Source organism: Acidihalobacter aeolianus (genome assembly GCF_001753165.1).
GTDB classification, from domain to species: domain Bacteria; phylum Pseudomonadota; class Gammaproteobacteria; order DSM-5130; family Acidihalobacteraceae; genus Acidihalobacter; species Acidihalobacter aeolianus.
Window position 1 is genome coordinate 2,479,338 of record NZ_CP017448.1, and the last position, 19,247, is coordinate 2,498,584.

Here is a 19,247-nt window from a genome sequence, read left to right on the forward strand (position 1 = left end):
TCCGTAGCCTTATTCGGGCGAACGCTCCACGACCTCGACCAGCGTCCAGCTCTTGGTGCGGGAGATCGGACGGCATTCCTGTATGCGCACCGTGTCTCCGGAACGAGCGCTGTTCTGCTCGTCGTGCACGTGCAGCTTGGTCGAGCGGCGGATGTACTTCCCATACACGGGATGCTTCACCATACGCTCGATCTGCACGGTCAACGTCTTGTCCATCTTGTCGCTGACCACACGTCCGACAACGGAACGCTGAACCTTGGCTGCTTCGCTCATGCCGTCTTACCCGCTTTGTTCATTTCATTCAGCACGGTCTTGATCCGTGCAATGTCCTTGCGTACCGCGTCAAACTGATGCGGCTTGGCCAACTGGCCGGTACCGCGCTGCATGCGCAGATTGAACTGCGCGCGGCGCAGCTCGACCAGCTCAGCGTTCAGTTCTTCGATGCTCTTTTCACGCAGTTGGGTCGCTTTCATCACATCACCGTCCTGCTGACAACCGTCGTCTTGATCGGCAGTTTGGCTGCAGCGAGGCGAAATGCTTCGCGTGCCACTTCTTCCGACACACCTTCCATCTCGTAAAGCACGCGACCGGGGAGGATCTTCGCCACCCAGTATTCAACGTTGCCTTTACCGCTACCCATACGTACTTCAAGCGGCTTCTTGGTCACCGGCACATCGGGGAATACCCGTATCCAGATCTTTCCACCGCGCTTGATGTGGCGCGTCATGGCGCGACGCGCAGCCTCGATCTGACGCGCCGTGATACGGCCGCGATCGAGTGCCTTCAGGCCGTATTCTCCGAAACTGACCTTATCGCCGACCGTAGCAAGACCGTTGTTACGGCCTTTGAACTGCTTACGGTACTTGGTTCTTTTGGGCTGCAGCATGCCTCACTCCTCAACTCGCCGCCTGGCGCGATTCGGCGCGCTCGGCACCCGGCCCGAATACGTCGCCCTTATAAATCCACACCTTGATACCGATGACACCGTAGGTCGTGTGCGCTTCGGCGAAGCCGTAGTCAATATCAGCTCGCAGCGTATGCAGTGGCACACGCCCTTCGCGATACATTTCCGAACGCGCGATTTCAGCGCCGTTCAGTCGACCGCCGACGTTAACCTTGACACCCATCGCACCGAGCCGCATCGCATTGCTGACCGCGCGGCGCATGGCCCGACGGAACATGATTCGGCGCTCCAGCTGTTGTGCGATGCCTTCTGCCACGAGTTGCGCATCCACTTCGGGCTTACGTACCTCTTCGATGTTGACCTTGACGCTGTTCACGTCCAGCCCCATCTTGGCAGCCACTTCGCGGCGCAAGTTCTCGATGTCCTCGCCCTTCTTGCCGATCACGATACCGGGCCGCGCGGTATGGATCGTCACCACGGCTGCACGCGCCGGGCGTTCGATCTGAATACGGCTGACCGAGGCATGCGCGAGCTTTTTCTTGATGAAGTCGCGTACCACGATATCGTTGTTCAGCAGGTCGGCGTACTGGTAGCCCTGTGCGTACCACTTGGACGTCCAGTCGCTGGATATACCCAGACGGAAGCCAACCGGATGAATTTTCTGTCCCATTAATTGTTCCTCGCGCGGTCGCCCACCATCACCGTAATGTGACTGGTGCGCTTCAAGATGCGGTTGCCACGACCTTTAGCGCGTGCATGCATGCGCTTGAGCGTTGGGCCCTCGTCTACAAAGACGCGGCTGACCTTAAGTTCATCGACGTCGGCGCCTTCATTGTGCTCGGCATTAGCCACTGCGGACTCCAGCACCTTACGGATCATCCCGGCAGCCTTCTTCTCACTGAAGGTGAGCAGCTGGAGCGCCTTCTCAACCGGCATACCACGCACCTGGTCCGCAACCAGACGTGCCTTCTGCGGCGAAATCCGCGCGAACTTCAATTTGGCAGCGACTTCCATCTGAAACCTCTTTACTTGGCCTTCTTATTGGCCACATGTCCCTTGAAGGTGCGCGTGGCAGCGAATTCACCGAGCTTGTGGCCCACCATGTTTTCGCTGACGAGCACTGGTACGTGCTGGCGCCCGTTGTGCACAGCGATGGTCAATCCGACCATCTGCGGCAGAATCATCGAGCGGCGCGACCAGGTCTTGATCGGACGACGCGAGTTCGAGGCAACCGCCTCGTCCACCTTCTTGATCAGGTGATGGTCCACGAAAGGACCTTTTTTGATTGAACGCGGCACTGTGCTACCCCTTACTTCCGGTTCCGACGGCGGACGATAAGCTTATCGGTCCGCTTGTTGTTACGCGTCTTGTATCCCTTGGTAGGCACACCCCAGGGCGTTACCGGGTGCTTACCGAAGTTACGCCCCTCACCACCGCCATGCGGGTGATCGACCGGGTTCATCGCGGTACCGCGCACGGTCGGGCGAATACCCAGCCAGCGCTTCGCGCCCGCCTTACCAAACTTGCGCAGGTTATGCTCTGAGTTGCCAACCTCACCCACAGTCGCACGGCATTCCGCTTGCACCTTGCGCATTTCGCCAGAGCGCAGGCGTAGCGTCGCGTAGGCGCCTTCACGGGCAACGATCTGTGCACTGGCACCCGCTGAGCGGGCCAATTGGGCACCTTTGCCCGGGCGCATTTCGATGCAGTGCACGGTGGTGCCGACCGGGATCGAGCGCAGCTCAAGAGTATTGCCAGGCTTGATCGGCGCGCCGGGGCCGGACATGACTTCATCACCCACCGTCAACCCCTTGGGTGCGATGATGTAACGGCGCTCACCATCGCGATAAAGCACCAGCGCGATGTTCGCACTACGATTCGGATCATACTCGAGTCGCTCGACACGGGCCGGGATACCATCCTTCTGGCGACGGAAATCCACCAGACGGTAATGGCGTTTGTGGCCACCGCCGACGTGACGCTGAGTGACGCGGCCAAGATTATTCCGGCCGCCGGATTTCGACTTGCTTTCCACAAGCCCGGCATAAGGTGCGCCCTTGTGCAGGGCCTCACGCGTGATGCGAACGTGGAAGCGTCGGCCCGCGGAAGTAGGTTTGGACTTGACGATAGCCATGACTGATCCCTTTACTCGGCGCCGCCGATTTCGATGTCGCTGCCTTCACGCAGCGTTACATAGGCCTTGCGCAGATCGTTACGTTTGCCCGGACGCCGACCGAACATCTTTCGCTTGCCTTTGATGTTGACGACGCGCACGTTTTCCACACCAACCCCGAACAATGCCTCGACGGCCTTGCGAATCTCGAGCTTGGTGGCGTCAGGCAGCACCTTGAAGACGTGTTGACGGGCGTCCTCAGCCAGCAAGGTCGCCTTTTCCGACACATGCGGCGCCACAAGAATCTGTAACAAACGGTCCTGGTTCATGCCAGCCACTCCTCAATCTGCTTGAGCGCCGCGGCTTCGATCACGATCTTTTCGTGGCCGACCAGTCTCACCGGATCCAGCCCAGGCACATCGGTAACATCGACGTGCGGCACGTTACGCGACGCCAGCCACAGGCTTTCGTTGGCCTCAGCGACGATAATCAGCGCGTTACGCGGGGCAATACCGTCGAGTGTCGCCAGGAAAAGCTTGGTCTTGGGCTCATCGACAGAAAAGCGCTCGACAACGATCAGGCGATCTTGACGCAGCAACTCGGAGAAGATGGAACGCATTGCGGCGCGGTACATCTTCTTGTTGAGCTTTTGCGCATAGCTGCGCGGCTTTGCGGCGAACGCACGTGCACCGCCACGCCACAACGGGCTACGAATACTACCGGCCCGGGCGCGACCACTACCCTTCTGACGCCATGGCTTGATACCGCCACCGCTCACTTCTGAGCGGGACTTCTGCGCCTTGGTTCCAGCGCGCCCGCCCGCCATGTAAGCCACGACCGCCTGATGTACCAGCGACTCATTGAAGTCGCGACCGAACAGGTTGTCGGAAACCGCTACGGCCGTACCGCTTCCGTGTATCTGCAAATCCATAGTCATCAACCCTTTTGCTTGACCGCGGGCTTGACGATGACATCGCCACCGACGGCGCCCGGTACGGAACCCTTGATCAGGATCAGATTGCGCTCGGTATCGACGCGCACGACCTGCAGGTTCTGCGTCGTCACGCGCACGTTACCCATATGGCCGGCCATCTTTTTGCCTTTGAAAACACGTCCAGGAGTCTGGTTCTGACCGATTGAACCCGGCGCACGATGCGACAGCGAGTTACCGTGGGTACGGTCCTGGCCGCTGAAATTATGACGCTTAATAACGCCAGCGAAACCCTTGCCCTTACTCACTGCGGTGACGTCAACGGATTGTCCCTCGGCGAAACGCTCCACAGTGATCTCGCTGCCAGGCGCAAACCCGCCCAGCTCGTCCGCAGCCACGCGTGACTCCCAAAGCCCGCGGCCAGCCACGACATTTGCCTTGGCAAAGTGCCCCGCCATCGGCTTGTTTACGCGCGAGGATTTGCGTTCACCGACCGTAACCTGGATCGCATCGTAGCCATCGATTTCCGAAGACTTCACCTGCGTCACACGGTTCGGCTCCGCCTCGATGACGGTCACCGGCACGGATTCACCGCCCTCGGTGAACACGCGCGTCATACCCAGTTTGCGCCCAACCAATCCGATAGACATCACCACACCTCTGTACCCATCTGCCGACAGCCGCAAGGCCATTGGCGCAAGCGCCTGACAACGCGGCCCGACACTCAATCATGTCGGGCCGCGGAAAGCCGTGCATTATGACAGAAAAATGTTTTTTAGTTAAGCCTGATTTGAACGTCCACGCCTGCCGCGAGATCTAGCTTCATCAACGCGTCGACCGTCTTGTCTGTCGGGTCGAGAATGTCCATCAGGCGCTTGTGCGTGCGGATCTCATACTGATCGCGCGCATCCTTGTTCACATGCGGCGAGATCAGAATCGTGAAGTTCTCCTTGCGCGTCGGCAGAGGGATCGGTCCCTTTACGCGCGCACCGGTCCGCTTCGCGGTTTCAACGATCTCGCTGGCCGAACGATCGATCAGGCGGTGATCGAAGGCCTTCAGGCGGATTCGAATTCTCTGACTGCTTGCCATTGCTTGCTTACTCCCTGGCGGCGCGGACTTGATGTTCCGCGCCAATTGTCGCTGCGCGCGAAGTACGACTTACTCGATGACCTTGGAGACGACGCCGGCACCCACGGTGCGGCCGCCTTCGCGGATCGCAAAACGCAGACCCTCTTCCATCGCTATCGGCGCAATCAGCGACACCTTGATCGACACGTTGTCGCCCGGCATCACCATCTCCGTGCCTTCCGGCAGGTCCACCGAGCCCGTCACGTCCGTCGTGCGGAAGTAGAACTGCGGACGGTAGCCGTTGAAGAACGGGGTGTGACGACCGCCCTCTTCCTTCGACAGCACGTATACCTCGGCCTCGAATTTGGTGTGCGGCTTGATCGAACCCGGCTTGCACAGCACCTGGCCGCGCTCCACTTCTTCGCGCTTGGTGCCGCGCAGCAGCACGCCGACGTTGTCGCCCGCCTGACCCTGGTCCAGCAGCTTGCGGAACATCTCGACGCCGGTCACCGTCGTCTTGGTCGTGTCCTTGATGCCCACGATCTCGACTTCGTCACCCACCTTCACGATGCCGCGCTCGATACGCCCAGTCACCACGGTGCCGCGACCGGAGATCGAGAACACGTCTTCGATCGGCATCAGGAACGCACCGTCCACCGCACGCTCGGGCTCGGGGATGTAGCTGTCCATCTCGGCCACCAGCTTCTCGATCGCCGGCACGCCAATCTCGGAGGTGTCGCCTTCCAACGCCTTGAGCGCGGAACCCGTCACGATCGGGGTGTCGTCTCCCGGGAAGTCGTACGAGGACAGCAGGTCGCGAACTTCCATCTCCACCAGTTCGAGCAGCTCCGGATCGTCGACCATGTCGGCCTTGTTCAGGAATACCACGATGTACGGCACGCCCACCTGGCGGGCCAGCAGGATGTGCTCTCGCGTCTGCGGCATCGGGCCGTCCGCCGCCGAGCACACCAGGATCGCACCGTCCATCTGCGCCGCTCCCGTGATCATGTTCTTCACGTAGTCGGCGTGGCCGGGGCAGTCGACGTGCGCGTAGTGGCGCGCATCGGACTCATATTCCACGTGTGCGGTCGCAATCGTGATACCGCGGGCACGTTCTTCCGGCGCCTTGTCGATCTGGTCGTACGCCTGGAACGAGCCGCCGTGCTTCTCCGCCATCACCTTCGTCAACGCCGCCGTCAACGTCGTCTTACCATGATCCACATGTCCGATCGTACCCACATTCACATGCGGCTTCTTACGCTCAAACTTTTCCTTGGCCACGACTCTTACCTCTTCAAATCAATGTCTAAAATCAGTCCGATGCCGAATCGGCGGGTTACGATGCCTTCTTGATCACGGCCTCGGCGACATTGTTCGGCGCCTCGGCGTATTTCGAAAACTCCATCGAATAGGTCGCACGCCCCTGCGTCGCCGAACGCAGGTCGGTCGCGTAGCCGAACATTTCGGCCAGCGGCACCTCCGCGCGCACAATCTTGCCGGCTGGTGCGTCATCCATGCCTTGGACGAGACCGCGCCGACGATTCAGGTCGCCCATCACGTCACCCATGTAGTCTTCCGGGGTGACGACCTCGACCTTCATAATCGGTTCCAGCAGTGCCGGGTTGGCCTTCAGCGCGCCTTCCTTGAACGCCATGGAACCGGCGATCTTGAACGCCATTTCCGACGAGTCGACGTCATGGTATGAACCATCGAACAGCGTCGCCTTGACGTCGACCATGGGGAATCCGGCCAGCACGCCATTCTGCAGCTGCTCCTGGATACCCTTGTCCACTGCCGGGATGTACTCCTTCGGGATCACGCCGCCGACAATCGCATTCTCAAATTCGTAACCGGTACCGCGCTCCAGGGGTTCGAGGCGAATCCAGACGTGACCGTACTGACCGCGGCCACCGGACTGGCGCACGAACTTGCCTTCCTGCTCGACCGACTTGCGAATCGCCTCGCGGTAGGCCACTTGCGGCGCACCGACGTTGGCCTCGACCTTGAATTCACGTTTCATGCGGTCGACGATGATTTCGAGGTGCAGCTCACCCATGCCGGAAATGATCGTCTGACCGGATTCCTCATCGGTGCGCACTCGGAAGGACGGATCTTCCTGCGCCAGCTTGGATAGAGCCAGACCCATTTTCTCCTGGTCGCCCTTGGTCTTGGGCTCGACCGCAACGGAGATCACGGGCTCGGGGAATTCCATACGCTCCAGCGTGATCACGTTGTCGGTATCGCACAGCGTGTCACCGGTGGTCACATCCTTCAGACCCACCGCAGCCGCGATATCGCCAGCACGTACTTCCTTGATCTCCTCACGGGAGTTGGCGTGCATCTGCAACAGACGTCCGATGCGCTCGCGCTTGCCCTTGACCGGGTTGTACACGGTATCGCCCGAATTCAGCACACCCGAATACACGCGGAAGAAGGTCAACGTACCGACATAGGGATCGGTCGCGATCTTGAACGCCAGCGCCGAGAACGGCTCGTCGTCGGTTGAATGGCGCTCGGACTCCGTTTCCGCCGCGTCGTCCAGATGACCTTTGATCGAGGGCACGTCGGTCGGAGCCGGCATGAAATAGATGATCGAGTCGAGCATCGCCTGCACGCCCTTGTTCTTGAAGGCGGAACCACACATCGCAGGCACGATCTCGTTGGCCAGCGTGCGTTGACGCAGTCCGGCACGAATCTCCTCTTCGCTCAGATCGCCTTCCTCGAGGTACTTCTCCATCAGTTCCTCGGTCGCCTCGGCGACAGACTCCAGCATGTGCTCGCGCCACTCCTGACACAGATCCTGCATATCCTCGGGGATATCGCGCGCCTCATAGGTCACGCCCATGTCTGCCTCGTTCCAGAAGATCGCCTTCATCCGGATCAGGTCGACCACGCCCTTGAAGTTTTCTTCAGCACCGATCGGCAGCTGGATCGGCACCGGGGTGGCGCCCAGACGGGTCTTGATCTGCTCGACCACGCGCAGGAAATTGGCGCCGGCGCGGTCCATCTTGTTCACGAACGCCATCCGCGGCACGTGATACTTGTTGGCCTGACGCCACACCGTCTCGGACTGCGGCTCGACGCCGCCAACCGCGCAGAATACTGCGCAGGCGCCGTCCAGCACACGAAGCGAACGCTCCACCTCGATGGTGAAGTCCACGTGTCCGGGTGTATCGATGATATTGATGCGATGTTCCGGGAACTGCTTGTCCATCCCGTACCAGAAGCAGGTGGTCGCCGCCGACGTGATGGTGATGCCACGTTCCTGCTCCTGCTCCATCCAGTCCATGGTGGCAGCGCCGTCATGCACCTCGCCAATCTTGTGCGAAACGCCGGTGTAGAACAGGATGCGCTCGGTGGTCGTCGTCTTACCGGCATCGATGTGCGCCATGATGCCGATATTGCGGTACCGCTCGATGGGGGTTTTGCGTGGCACTGTGGTATACCTCTGCGCTTACCAGCGATAGTGAGCGAAGGCCTTGTTGGCCTCGGCCATGCGATGCGTATCTTCGCGTTTCTTGACTGCGCCGCCCTTGTTCTCGGCAGCGTCCATCAGCTCGCCGGCGAGCTTCTGAGACATCGACTTTTCACCGCGCTTACGCGCAGCCTCGACCAGCCAGCGCATGGCCAGCGCGTTCTGACGGACCGCACGCACCTCGACAGGCACCTGATAGGTGGCACCACCGACGCGGCGGGATTTCACCTCGACCAGCGGGCGCACGTTGTCCAGAGCCTTGCCCAGAAATTCCAACGGATCACCGGAGCGGCGGCTCACGATATGGTCCAGCGCACCGTAGACGATGTTTTCGGCCACGGATTTCTTGCCTCGCTCCATCACGAAATTGATGAACTTGGCCAGCTGCTCGCTTCCGAATTTCGGGTCAGGCAGCACGGAGCGCTTCGGAACTTCTCTTCTTCTGGGCATCGTGATTCTCGTCGACTAAACGTTAACAGGGTTGACGCTGCATCAGGCCTTCGGGCGCTTGGCGCCGTACTTGGAGCGCGCCTGGCGGCGTTTCTGCACGCCCTGCGTATCCAGACTGCCGCGAACGGTGTGATAACGGACACCGGGAAGATCCTTGACGCGGCCGCCGCGGATCAGCACCACCGAGTGCTCCTGAAGGTTGTGACCTTCACCGCCGATATAGCTACTGACCTCGAAACCACTGGTCAGGCGCACACGCGCAACCTTGCGCAGAGCCGAGTTCGGCTTTTTCGGCGTGGTCGTGTACACACGCGTGCAGACACCGCGACGCTGAGGACAGGCCTCAAGCGCAGGCACCTTGCTCTTTTCCTTTCTCTGTTTGCGCGGCTTGCGCACCAACTGGTTGATCGTAGCCATCTTAAGCGGTTCTCCAACCCTTAAAACAAACGACAGGCCACGCAGCCGCGACCTGTCGGAGGACGCGAGATTTTAGTGACCCGCCCGCAGGGTGTCAAGGCAGCAGGCGGGTCATCTCGGGTTATTCGGCTGCCGGTGGCGCTGCCTCGTCGCCCGACGGCATGTCGGTTACTTCCTCAGCCGCGGATTCACGGCCTTCTGCCACCGCTGCGGCAAGTTCCATCGCCAGCATTTCACCCATATGGCGCTTGCGACGACGCTCGTCGTGGAACGCCAGGCCGGTACCCGCCGGGATCAGACGGCCGACAATGACGTTTTCCTTGAGACCGCGCAGCGCATCGCTGGCACCGCGTACAGCGGCTTCGGTCAGCACGCGCGTGGTCTCCTGGAACGAAGCCGCCGAGATGTACGACTCGGTGACCAGCGAGGCCTTGGTGATGCCGAGCAATACGGACTCGTACAACGCCATCTGCTTGTCTTCGGACAAGACCCTGCGGTTTTCCTCGACCAGGCGAGCGCGATCGACCTGCTCGCCCTTGAGGAACCGGGTATCGCCGGCGTCAACGATATCCACCTTGCGCAGCATCTGGCGAATGATCACCTCGATGTGCTTGTCATTGATGGTCACGCCCTGCAGGCGGTAGACGTCCTGGATCTCGCGCACCAGGTAGCTCGCCAGTGCGGGGATGCCACGCAAACGGAGGATGTCGTGGGCATTCAGCTCGCCTTCCGCGATGACCTCGCCCTTTTCGACCTTTTCACCCTCGAACACGCTGACCTGACGCCATTTCGGAATCAGCTCTTCGTAGGTGTCTCCATTCTCATCGGTGATGACCAGGCGCTGCTTGCCCTTGGTGTCCTTGCCGAAGCTGACCGTACCGGTACGCTCGGCCAGAATCGCCGGCTCCTTGGGCTTGCGCGCCTCGAACAAGTCGGCGACGCGTGGCAGACCACCCGTGATGTCGCGGGTCTTCGACGATTCCTGCGGGATACGCGCCAAGACGTCGCCTACCGCAACCTCGTCACCATCCTCGAGGTTGACGATCGACCCCGCGGGCAGCGCGTAAACGGCTGGAATCTGGGTACCCGCCAGCATCAGGTCGCTGCCTTCGGCATCCACCAGGCGGATGGACGGGCGCAGATCCTTGCCGGCGTTGCCGCGCGATTTCGGATCCGTGACGATGGTGGCACTCAGACCGGTAACCTCGTCGGTCTGCTTGACCACCGAGACGCCGTCGACAAAGTCTTGGAAGCGCGCACGCCCGTCCACTTCGGTCACGATCGGGTGGGTATGCGGATCCCAGGTGGCGACGATCTCGCCAGCCTCGACCTCGACGCCCTCCTTGGTGGAAATGGTCGCACCGTAGGGGACCTTGTAGCGCTCGCGCTCACGGCCCATTTCGTCGACGATGCCGAGTTCACCGGAACGCGATACCGCAACCAGGTTGCCGTTGTGGTGTTCGACCAGTTTGATGTTGTGCAGGCGCACCACACCCTTGGCCTTGACCTGGATGTTGCTGGCAGCAACAGAGCGGCTGGCCGCACCACCGATATGGAAGGTACGCATGGTCAACTGCGTGCCCGGCTCGCCGATCGACTGGGCGGCGATGACGCCCACCGATTCGCCGATGTTCACGGCATGACCGCGGGCCAGATCGCGCCCGTAGCATTGCGCGCAAACGCCGTGGAGCGTTTCGCAGGTGATCGCGGAACGCACCAGCACCTCGTCGACGCCAGCCTCTTCGAGCACGTCGCACCAGCGCTCGTCGAGCAACGTACCCGCTGCCGCCAGCACTTCGTCCGTACCGGGACGCAGCGCGTCACGCGCCACCACACGGCCAAGCACGCGTTCGCGCAGTGCCTCGACCACGTCGCCACCCTCGATGATCGGGGTCATGACGATGCCGTTCTCGGTGCCGCAATCGGTTTCGGTCACCACCACGTCCTGCGCGACGTCCACCAGACGACGAGTCAGATAGCCCGAATTGGCGGTCTTGAGCGCGGTATCGGCCAAACCCTTGCGCGCGCCGTGGGTGGAGATGAAGTATTGCAGAACGTTCAGACCCTCGCGGAAGTTCGCGGTGATGGGCGTCTCGATGATCGAGCCGTCCGGCTTGGCCATCAGGCCGCGCATGCCGGCGAGCTGGCGGATCTGGGCGGCGGAACCACGCGCTCCGGAATCGGCCATCATGTAAATGGAGTTGAACGACTTCTGCTTGACCGTCTTGCCGTCGGCGCCGACCACATCATCGGTACCCAGCTTTTCCATCATCGCCTTGGCGATCTGGTCGTTGGCACGCGACCAGATATCGATGACCTTGTTGTAGCGCTCGCCCTTGGTCACAAGGCCCGTAGCGTACTGATCCTCGATATCCTTGACCTCCGCTTCGGCGGACGCCAGCAGATCGACCTTCTGCTCGGGGACGACCATGTCGCCGGCACCGAAGGACACACCGGAACGCGCCGCATAGTTGAAGCCGGTATACATCAGACGGTCGGCGAAAATCACCGTGGCCTTCAGGCCCAGCTGACGGTAGCAGACATTGATCAGGCTGGAGATCGCCTTCTTGGTCATGTCGCGGTCGAACATCTCGAACGTCATGCCTTCGGGAGCGATATCGTAGAGCAGCGCGCGCCCGGCAGTCGTGTCCTTGACCGAAGTCACGGTCTCGATCTCGCCGCTGTCACGCAGGATATGCTCGCGGATACGCACCTTGACCCGGGCATGCAGGTCCAACACGCCGGTTTCGTAGGCGCGGTGCACCTCCGCGCTGTCGGCGAACACCATGCCCTCGCCGCGCGCGTTCACGCGCTCTCGGGTCATGTAGTACAGGCCGAGCACGATGTCCTGTGAAGGGACGATGATCGGTTCGCCGTTGGCCGGCGACAGAATATTGTTGGAGGACATCATGAGGCTGCGCGTCTCGAGCTGCGCCTCCAGCGACAGCGGCACGTGCACCGCCATCTGGTCGCCGTCGAAGTCTGCGTTGAAGGCCGAGCAGACCAGCGGATGAAGCTGGATGGCCTTGCCCTCGATCAATACCGGCTCAAACGCCTGGATGCCCAGACGGTGCAGGGTCGGTGCACGGTTGAGCATCACCGGATGTTCGCGGATCACGTCCTCGAGGACGTCCCAGACCTCCGGCTCTTCGCGCTCGACCAGCTTCTTGGCTGCCTTGATGGTGGTCGCAAGACCACGGCGGATCAGCTTGCCGAAGATGAACGGTTTGAACAGTTCCAGCGCCATCTTTTTGGGCAGGCCGCACTGATGCAGCTTGAGCGTGGGGCCGACCACGATGACCGAACGGCCCGAATAGTCGACGCGCTTGCCCAGCAGGTTCTGGCGGAAACGCCCCTGCTTGCCCTTGATCATGTCGGCGAGCGACTTGAGCGGACGCTTGTTGGTCCCGGTGATTGCACGACCGCGACGGCCGTTGTCGAGCAATGCGTCGACCGCTTCCTGCAGCATGCGTTTCTCGTTACGCACGATGATGTCGGGCGCATTCAGCTCGAGCAGGCGCTTGAGGCGGTTGTTGCGGTTGATCACGCGGCGGTACAGATCGTTCAGATCCGAGGTCGCGAAGCGGCCGCCGTCGAGCGGGACCAGCGGACGCAGGTCGGGCGGCAGGACCGGCAGCACCGTCAGGATCATCCATTCCGGCTTGTTGCTCGACTCCAGGAAGGATTCGATCAGTTTGAGGCGCTTGGATACCCGCTTGAGCTTGGTCTCGGAGTTGGTATCGGCCATTTCCTGGCGCAGGCGCACCGCCTCGCCGTTCAGGTCGATGCTCTTGAGCAGCTCCAGTACCGCCTCGGCGCCCATGCGCGCGTCGAACTCGTCGCCGTGCTCCTCGATGGCCTCAAGATAGGCCTCGTCCGACAGCAGCTGACCGCGCTCCAGCGCGGTCATGCCCGGATCGATCACCACGAAGGCCTCGAAATAGAGGATGCGCTCGATGTCACGCAGGGTCATGTCGAGCAGCAGGCCAATGCGCGACGGCAGCGACTTCAGGAACCAGATATGCGCCACCGGGCTGGCCAGCTCGATGTGGGCCATGCGCTCGCGGCGCACCTTGGCCTGGGTCACCTCGACGCCGCACTTCTCGCAGACCACGCCGCGATGCTTGAGGCGCTTGTATTTGCCACACAGGCACTCGAAATCCTTCATCGGCCCGAAGATCTTGGCGCAGAATAGACCGTCGCGCTCGGGCTTGAAGGTGCGGTAATTGATTGTTTCCGGCTTTTTGACCTCGCCATAGGACCACGAACGGATCAGGTCCGGGGACGCCAGCCCGATGCGGATCGCGTCGAAGTCATCAGCAGGGCCCTTGGGCTTCAGAATATTCAGTAGGTCTCTCATCGTCTTTGCTGCCTCGCAAAATCGTACAGTGCTGCCCTTGGCCGGGCGGACTCAGCCGCCCGGCAGCCGTACCGTCAGTCCTGTTCCAGTTCGATGTCGATGCCGAGCGAACGGATTTCCTTCATCAACACATTGAAGGATTCGGGCATGTTGGCCTCCATGCGATGCTCGCCGTCCACGATGTTCTTGTACATCTTGTTGCGGCCAGCCACGTCGTCGGACTTGACCGTGAGCATTTCCTGCAGGGTGTAGGCCGCGCCGTAGGCCTCCAGTGCCCAGACCTCCATCTCGCCGAAGCGCTGACCACCGAACTGTGCCTTGCCGCCCAGCGGCTGTTGGGTGACCAGGCTGTACGGTCCGGTCGAGCGGGCGTGCATCTTGTCGTCGACCAGATGGTTGAGTTTGAGCATGTGCATGTAGCCCACCGTAACCGAGCGCTCGAAGGCGTTGCCGGTGCGACCGTCGTAGAGGACGGTCTGGCCGGATTCCGGCAGGTCGGCCAGCGCCAGCATCTCGTGGATCTCGTCCTCGGTGGCACCGTCGAAGACCGGCGTGGCCATCGGCACGCCGCTGGACAGGTTCCGACCGAGCGTGAGCACTTCCTCGTCGCTCAGCTCTGCCAGTTCGACCTGCTGCGAGGCACCGGTGTTGTAGACCTTGTCGAGGAACTCGCGCAATTCGTCGACCTTGGCCTTGGCCTCGATCATACGCCCGATCTTGCGACCGAGCCCCTTGGCGGCCCAGCCGAGGTGGGTTTCCAGCACCTGACCGACGTTCATGCGCGAAGGCACGCCGAGCGGGTTGAGCACGATGTCCACCGGCTCGCCGTCGGCCGTGTGCGGCATGTCTTCGATCGGGACGATCATCGACACCACACCCTTGTTACCGTGACGGCCGGCCATCTTGTCGCCCGGCTGCATGCGACGCTTCACTGCCAGATACACCTTGACCATCTTGAGCACGCCGGGGGCCAGATCGTCGCCCTGGGTGATCTTGGCGCGCTGCTCGCGCAGCTTCACCTCGAAGGCCTCTCGCTGAGCCTCGATCTGTGCACGCAGCGCCTCGAGCTGGACGTTGACCTCCTCGCTGCGCATGCGGATCTCGAACCACTTTTCGCGTGCCAGCGCATTGAGGTAGGACTTGCTCACCTTGGCGCCGGCCTCGAGCTTGTCCGGACCGCCTTCGGCGATCTTGCCGCTCAGCAGACGTTCGACACGGCTGTAGACATCATCCTCGTAGATGCGCAACTGGTCCTTGAGGTCCTTGCGCACCTGCTCCAGCTCGTCTTCCTCGATGGCCAGGGCGCGCTTGTCCTTCTCCACGCCGTCTCGTGTGAACACGCGCACGTCGATGACCGTGCCTTCCATGCCGGAGGGCACGCGCAGCGAGGTGTCCTTCACGTCGGAGGCCTTCTCACCAAAGATCGCGCGCAGCAGCTTCTCTTCCGGCGTGAGCTGGGTCTCGCCCTTGGGCGTGACCTTGCCGACTAGGATGTCGCTGGGACGCACTTTGGCACCGATGTAGACGATGCCGGAGTCGTCCAGCTTACCGAGCAGGCCTTCACTCACGTTGGGGATGTCGGAGGTGATCTCCTCCGGTCCCAGCTTGGTATCGCGAGCGACGCAGGTCAGTTCCTCGATGTGAATCGAGGTGAAGCGATCCTCCTGAACCACTCGCTCCGAGATCAGGATCGAGTCCTCGAAGTTGTAGCCGTTCCAGGGCATGAACGCGACCAGCATGTTCTGGCCCAGAGCCAGCTCGCCCATATCGGTGGACGAACCGTCGGCCAGCGCATCACCGCGCGCAATCACGTCGCCGGGGTTCACCAGCGGACGCTGATTGATGCAGGTGTTCTGATTGGAACGCGTGTACTTGGTCAGGTTGTAGATATCCACGCCTGGTTCGCCGGCCACGGCTTCATCGTCGTTCACGCGCACCACGATGCGTGCCGCGTCGACCGAGTCGACCACGCCGCCACGCCGCGCCTTGACCGTGGAACCCGAGTCCATCGCCACAATGCGCTCGACGCCCGTGCCGACCAGCGGCTTCTCGGCGCGCAGGCAAGGCACCGCCTGGCGCTGCATGTTCGAGCCCATGAGTGCGCGGTTGGCGTCGTCGTGCTCGAGGAACGGAATCAGCGCCGCAGCAACCGACACGATCTGCTTCGGCGAAATGTCCATGTACTCGATGCGATCGGGCGTCGACAGCGCGAACTCGTTGAGATGACGACACGACACCAGCGAGTCGGCAAAACCGCCGGTCTCGTCGATGCGTGCGTTGGCCTGCGCGATGACGTACTGGCTTTCCTCGATCGCCGACAGATAATCGATATGATCGGTCACCTTGCCGTCGGCCACCCTGCGATAAGGCGTCTCCAGGAAGCCGTACTCGTTGGTCCGGGCGTACAGCGCCAGCGAGTTGATCAGACCGATGTTCGGGCCCTCAGGCGTTTCGATCGGGCAGACGCGACCATAGTGCGTCGGATGCACGTCACGCACCTCGAAACCGGCTCGCTCGCGGGTCAGACCGCCCGGGCCCAGCGCGGAGATACGCCGCTTGTGAGTCACCTCGGACAGCGGATTGTTCTGATCCATGAACTGCGACAGCTGCGAGGACCCGAAGAATTCCTTGATCGCCGCGGCCACCGGCTTGGCGTTAATGATTTCCTGCGGCATCAGGCCTTCGCTCTCGGCCATGGTCAGGCGTTCCTTGACCGCACGCTCCACGCGCACCAGGCCGACGCGGAAGACGTTCTCCGCCATCTCGCCCACACTGCGAATGCGGCGGTTGCCGAGATGATCGATATCGTCCACCGTGCCATTGCCATTGCGGATGTCGATCAAGGTCTTGAGAACATCGATGATGTCCTCGTTGGTCAGCACGCCTGGGCCGGTGATCTCGTCGCGTCCCACCCGACGGTTGAACTTCATACGCCCCACCGCCGACAGATCGTAACGATCGGCACTGAAGAACAGGCTCTCGAACAGGTTCTGTGCGGCTTCCTTGGTCGGCGGCTCACCCGGACGCATCATGCGGTAGATTTCCACCTGCGCCTCGAGCTGGCTCGCCGTCGGATCCAGCGCCAGCGTGCTGGACACGTAGGGGCCGTTGTCCAGTTCATTGGTGTAGATCAGGTTGAACTGATGAATGCCGGTTTCACGAATAGCCGCCAGCAGATCGCCGGTCAGCTCAGCATTCGCCTTTGCCACCAGTTCGCCGGTGTCCTCATCGACGATGTTGTGCGCCAGCACCTTGCCGATCAGGTACTCCTCGGGCACCTCAAGCTGCGAGAGACCAGCGGCCTCCATCTGTCTGACGTGACGCGCGCTGACCCGGCGCCCTGCCTCGACCAGCACTTTGCCGTCGACCACGATGTCGGCCACCGCGGTTTCGCCACGCAGGCGCTCAGGCACCAGCTCGATGTTATAGCTGCCCTTGGCATAACTGACCGCAACCTTCTCGAAGAACATGTCGAGAATCTGTTCGTCGTCATATCCCAGCGCGCGCAACAGAATGGTCGCCGGCAACTTGCGCCGGCGGTCAATGCGCACGAACACGCTGTCCTTGGGGTCGAACTCGAAGTCAAGCCAGGAACCACGGTAAGGAATCACGCGGGCGCTGAACAGCAGTTTGCCCGAGGAGTGGGTCTTGCCCTTATCGTGATCGAAGAACACGCCAGGCGAGCGGTGCAACTGGGAAACAATCACACGCTCGGTGCCATTGATCACGAAGGTGCCGTTCTCGGTCATGAGCGGCAATTCGCCCATGTACACTTCCTGCTCCTTCACATCCTTGATGACACGGGCGCCTGCCGGCGCGTCCTTGTCATAAATGGCCAGGCGCAGCAGCACGCGCAAAGGCGCAGCATAGGTCTGACCACGCAACTGGCACTCTTTGACGTCGAACACGGGATCGCCAAGGCGATAGCGCACGTAATCGAGTTCGACGTTCTCGGAATAACTGCGGATCGGGAACACCGATTTGAAGGCCCCGTGCAAACCCACCTCATGGCGGGCATCGGATGCCGTGTCGAGCTGCAGGAACTGTCGGTACGAATCCAGCTGGGTGGCCAGCAGATATGGCACATCCAGGATCTGGGGTTGTTTGCCGAAGTCCTTGCGAATACGCTTCTTTTCGGTGTAACTGTACGCCATCGCGATTCCTCACTACCAAATCAAGTCTCGGGTGAACGACCAGCCCACCCCGGCCCCGGGTGCCTGGTCACGACGCCTCAGCGCCGCCCCGTGTGACGAAATGACCATCCCTGTCACGCCGCGTTGTGATCGGCCAGTACCACACCGCGGACTTGCTTCGAAATTGCCCACCTATCCGCAAATACCGGCGGATTGATGGGCGACATCAAAGCGGATATCCACGCAAACAGGAAAAGGCCGGCGATGAAATCATCGCCAGCCCTTCCGAATGCAAGCGCTCGTTTCGCGCAATTCGCGAGCCGGGCAATTACTTGAGTTCGACAGCGGCACCAGCCTCTTCGAGCTGCTTCTTGATGCTTTCGGCCTCGTCCTTGGAAGCGCCTTCCTTGACGGTAGAGGGCACGCCCTCGACCATGTCCTTGGCTTCCTTCAGACCCAGGCCGGTGATCGCACGCACTACCTTGATGACGCCGACCTTGTTGCTGCCGAAGCTGCTCATCACCACGTCGAATTCGGTCTTCTCCTCGACCGCAGCCGCATCACCCGCACCGCCAGCGGCGGGGGCAGCCGCCACAGCGGCAGCAGCGGACACACCAAATTTCTCCTCCATGGCGGAAATCAGGTCGACGACCTCCATCACCGTCATGTTGGAAATCGTTTCAAGAATATCTTCTTTGGAAACTGCCATTGCTTTATCTCCAGTCAAACTACCCGAATCAAATGAATACGCAGACGTCAGGCCGAGGCCTGCTTCTGGTCACGAATCGCCGCCACCGTTCTCGTCAGCTTGCCCGGAACCTCGTTAAGGGTTCTGGCGAACTTGTCGAGCGGTGCACGCATGACCGCCATCAGTAGACTGATGGCCTGGTCGTACGTCGGCAGACTTGCGAGTCGATCGATTTCGTTGGGCCCAAGAGCCTGGCCACCCACGGCCAGAACCTTGACCTTGAACTTGTCGTTGGTCTTGGCGAAATCCTTGAGCACGCGCGCTGCGGCACCGGGGTCTTCCTGGGAAAACGCCAGCACCAACGGACCCACCAGCGCATTTTCCATGCACTCGAAATCCGTACCCTTGAGCGCGCGGCGCGCCAAGGTGTTCTTCACCACCCGCAGATACACGCCACCGGCACGCGCCTTGGAGCGCAATTCGGTGAGCTGTTCCACGGACAGACCATGATATTCCGCAGCAATCGCGGAATACGCACTCGCAGCTACCGCGGCAACTTCCGAAACGACACGTTTCTTGTCTTCCAGATTAAGTGCCACGCTACTTCTCCAGCTCGGGGGGGCGAAAATCGCCTCACCGTCTACAACAGACCCCGCCGTTTATATCGACGAGGCACCCACGATGCCCCAAGCTTTCGTTTTGACTCG

General features: G+C 61.1%; 19 protein-coding genes. All 19 read right to left on the reverse strand.

Translation table 11 applies throughout. The annotated features are described in order from the left end of the window. Positions 1 to 9: 9 nt before the first annotated feature. The 19 genes from rpsQ to rplJ all read right to left on the reverse strand — a co-directional run bounded on the left by rpsQ (position 10) and on the right by rplJ (position 19,139). On the reverse strand, positions 10 to 273 hold the full coding sequence (gene rpsQ / locus BJI67_RS11420; RefSeq protein WP_070073139.1) for a 30S ribosomal protein S17: 264 nt from the start codon (positions 271 to 273) through the stop codon (positions 10 to 12). Further along, on the reverse strand, positions 270 to 473 hold the full coding sequence (rpmC, locus tag BJI67_RS11425; protein WP_070073140.1) for a 50S ribosomal protein L29: 204 nt from the start codon (positions 471 to 473) through the stop codon (positions 270 to 272). The genes rpsQ and rpmC overlap by 4 nt, the downstream gene beginning before the upstream one ends. Further along, entirely contained in the window at positions 473 to 886 is a 414-nt protein-coding gene (rplP, locus tag BJI67_RS11430; RefSeq protein WP_070073141.1) for a 50S ribosomal protein L16, read from the reverse strand. Before rplP ends, rpmC begins: the two co-directional genes overlap by 1 nt. 10 nt (positions 887 to 896) lie before the next feature. Next, complete coding sequence (gene rpsC, locus BJI67_RS11435; RefSeq protein WP_070073142.1) at positions 897 to 1,574, reverse strand: 30S ribosomal protein S3; 678 nt, start codon at positions 1,572 to 1,574, stop codon at positions 897 to 899. Beyond that, positions 1,574 to 1,918, reverse strand: a complete 345-nt coding sequence (gene rplV, locus BJI67_RS11440) for a 50S ribosomal protein L22 (protein ID WP_070073143.1) — start codon at positions 1,916 to 1,918, stop codon at positions 1,574 to 1,576. Before rplV ends, rpsC begins: the two co-directional genes overlap by 1 nt. A gap of 11 nt (positions 1,919 to 1,929) precedes the next feature. Next, the gene (gene rpsS / locus BJI67_RS11445) at positions 1,930 to 2,202 is read right to left on the reverse strand and encodes a 30S ribosomal protein S19 (RefSeq protein ID WP_070073144.1); all 273 of its coding nucleotides are present in this window, start codon (positions 2,200 to 2,202) and stop codon (positions 1,930 to 1,932) included. 11 nt (positions 2,203 to 2,213) lie between these two features. Then, positions 2,214 to 3,038, reverse strand: coding sequence for a 50S ribosomal protein L2 (gene rplB / locus BJI67_RS11450; RefSeq protein ID WP_070073145.1), 825 nt, complete (start codon positions 3,036 to 3,038; stop codon positions 2,214 to 2,216). A gap of 11 nt (positions 3,039 to 3,049) precedes the next feature. After that, positions 3,050 to 3,346: a 50S ribosomal protein L23 gene (rplW, locus tag BJI67_RS11455; protein WP_070073146.1), complete on the reverse strand. Its 297-nt coding sequence runs from the start codon at positions 3,344 to 3,346 to the stop codon at positions 3,050 to 3,052. Further along, complete coding sequence (rplD, locus tag BJI67_RS11460; protein ID WP_070074117.1) at positions 3,343 to 3,948, reverse strand: 50S ribosomal protein L4; 606 nt, start codon at positions 3,946 to 3,948, stop codon at positions 3,343 to 3,345. The genes rplW and rplD overlap by 4 nt, the downstream gene beginning before the upstream one ends. Positions 3,949 to 3,953: 5 nt before the next feature. Next, positions 3,954 to 4,598: a 50S ribosomal protein L3 gene (rplC, locus tag BJI67_RS11465; RefSeq protein ID WP_070074116.1), complete on the reverse strand. Its 645-nt coding sequence runs from the start codon at positions 4,596 to 4,598 to the stop codon at positions 3,954 to 3,956. Between the two features lie 125 nt (positions 4,599 to 4,723). Further along, positions 4,724 to 5,038 (reverse strand): 30S ribosomal protein S10, encoded by a 315-nt coding sequence (gene rpsJ, locus BJI67_RS11470; RefSeq protein WP_070073147.1) that lies wholly within the window; start codon positions 5,036 to 5,038, stop codon positions 4,724 to 4,726. Positions 5,039 to 5,107: 69 nt separating this feature from the next. Continuing rightward, positions 5,108 to 6,298 carry an elongation factor Tu gene (tuf, locus tag BJI67_RS11475; RefSeq protein ID WP_070073148.1) on the reverse strand — a complete coding sequence of 397 codons (1,191 nt, stop codon included), beginning with the start codon at positions 6,296 to 6,298 and terminating at the stop codon, positions 5,108 to 5,110. Positions 6,299 to 6,353: 55 nt separating this feature from the next. Continuing rightward, positions 6,354 to 8,453 (reverse strand): elongation factor G, encoded by a 2,100-nt coding sequence (gene fusA, locus BJI67_RS11480; RefSeq protein ID WP_070073149.1) that lies wholly within the window; start codon positions 8,451 to 8,453, stop codon positions 6,354 to 6,356. Positions 8,454 to 8,471: 18 nt separating this feature from the next. Then, on the reverse strand, positions 8,472 to 8,942 hold the full coding sequence (rpsG, locus tag BJI67_RS11485) for a 30S ribosomal protein S7 (RefSeq protein ID WP_070073150.1): 471 nt from the start codon (positions 8,940 to 8,942) through the stop codon (positions 8,472 to 8,474). Between the two features lie 42 nt (positions 8,943 to 8,984). Then, a complete protein-coding gene (gene rpsL, locus BJI67_RS11490; protein WP_070073151.1) occupies positions 8,985 to 9,359 on the reverse strand; it encodes a 30S ribosomal protein S12 in 375 nt (124 codons plus the stop codon). A gap of 121 nt (positions 9,360 to 9,480) precedes the next feature. Next, positions 9,481 to 13,719 carry a DNA-directed RNA polymerase subunit beta' gene (gene rpoC / locus BJI67_RS11495; RefSeq protein WP_070073152.1) on the reverse strand — a complete coding sequence of 1,413 codons (4,239 nt, stop codon included), beginning with the start codon at positions 13,717 to 13,719 and terminating at the stop codon, positions 9,481 to 9,483. Positions 13,720 to 13,793: 74 nt separating this feature from the next. After that, positions 13,794 to 17,873 carry a DNA-directed RNA polymerase subunit beta gene (rpoB, locus tag BJI67_RS11500; RefSeq protein WP_070073153.1) on the reverse strand — a complete coding sequence of 1,360 codons (4,080 nt, stop codon included), beginning with the start codon at positions 17,871 to 17,873 and terminating at the stop codon, positions 13,794 to 13,796. A gap of 307 nt (positions 17,874 to 18,180) precedes the next feature. Continuing rightward, positions 18,181 to 18,561 (reverse strand): 50S ribosomal protein L7/L12, encoded by a 381-nt coding sequence (gene rplL, locus BJI67_RS11505; protein ID WP_070073154.1) that lies wholly within the window; start codon positions 18,559 to 18,561, stop codon positions 18,181 to 18,183. Between the two features lie 47 nt (positions 18,562 to 18,608). Further along, positions 18,609 to 19,139 (reverse strand): 50S ribosomal protein L10, encoded by a 531-nt coding sequence (gene rplJ, locus BJI67_RS11510; protein WP_070073155.1) that lies wholly within the window; start codon positions 19,137 to 19,139, stop codon positions 18,609 to 18,611. Between the last annotated feature and the right edge of the window lie 108 nt (positions 19,140 to 19,247).

What these genes read in the sequence shown, in the direction of transcription:
- rpsQ (WP_070073139.1), bottom strand. Translation starts at nt 273, where the DNA reads ATGAGCGAAGCAGCCAAGGTTCAGCGTTCCGTTGTCGGACGTGTGGTC.
- rpmC (WP_070073140.1), bottom strand. Translation starts at nt 473, where the DNA reads ATGAAAGCGACCCAACTGCGTGAAAAGAGCATCGAAGAACTGAACGCT.
- rplP (WP_070073141.1), bottom strand. Translation starts at nt 886, where the DNA reads ATGCTGCAGCCCAAAAGAACCAAGTACCGTAAGCAGTTCAAAGGCCGT.
- rpsC (WP_070073142.1), bottom strand. Translation starts at nt 1,574, where the DNA reads ATGGGACAGAAAATTCATCCGGTTGGCTTCCGTCTGGGTATATCCAGC.
- rplV (WP_070073143.1), bottom strand. Translation starts at nt 1,918, where the DNA reads ATGGAAGTCGCTGCCAAATTGAAGTTCGCGCGGATTTCGCCGCAGAAG.
- rplB (WP_070073145.1), bottom strand. Translation starts at nt 3,038, where the DNA reads ATGGCTATCGTCAAGTCCAAACCTACTTCCGCGGGCCGACGCTTCCAC.
- rplW (WP_070073146.1), bottom strand. Translation starts at nt 3,346, where the DNA reads ATGAACCAGGACCGTTTGTTACAGATTCTTGTGGCGCCGCATGTGTCG.
- rplD (WP_070074117.1), bottom strand. Translation starts at nt 3,948, where the DNA reads ATGGATTTGCAGATACACGGAAGCGGTACGGCCGTAGCGGTTTCCGAC.
- rplC (WP_070074116.1), bottom strand. Translation starts at nt 4,598, where the DNA reads ATGTCTATCGGATTGGTTGGGCGCAAACTGGGTATGACGCGCGTGTTC.
- rpsJ (WP_070073147.1), bottom strand. Translation starts at nt 5,038, where the DNA reads ATGGCAAGCAGTCAGAGAATTCGAATCCGCCTGAAGGCCTTCGATCAC.
- rpsG (WP_070073150.1), bottom strand. Translation starts at nt 8,942, where the DNA reads ATGCCCAGAAGAAGAGAAGTTCCGAAGCGCTCCGTGCTGCCTGACCCG.
- rpsL (WP_070073151.1), bottom strand. Translation starts at nt 9,359, where the DNA reads ATGGCTACGATCAACCAGTTGGTGCGCAAGCCGCGCAAACAGAGAAAG.
- rpoC (WP_070073152.1), bottom strand. Translation starts at nt 13,719, where the DNA reads ATGAGAGACCTACTGAATATTCTGAAGCCCAAGGGCCCTGCTGATGAC.
- rpoB (WP_070073153.1), bottom strand. Translation starts at nt 17,873, where the DNA reads ATGGCGTACAGTTACACCGAAAAGAAGCGTATTCGCAAGGACTTCGGC.
- rplL (WP_070073154.1), bottom strand. Translation starts at nt 18,561, where the DNA reads ATGGCAGTTTCCAAAGAAGATATTCTTGAAACGATTTCCAACATGACG.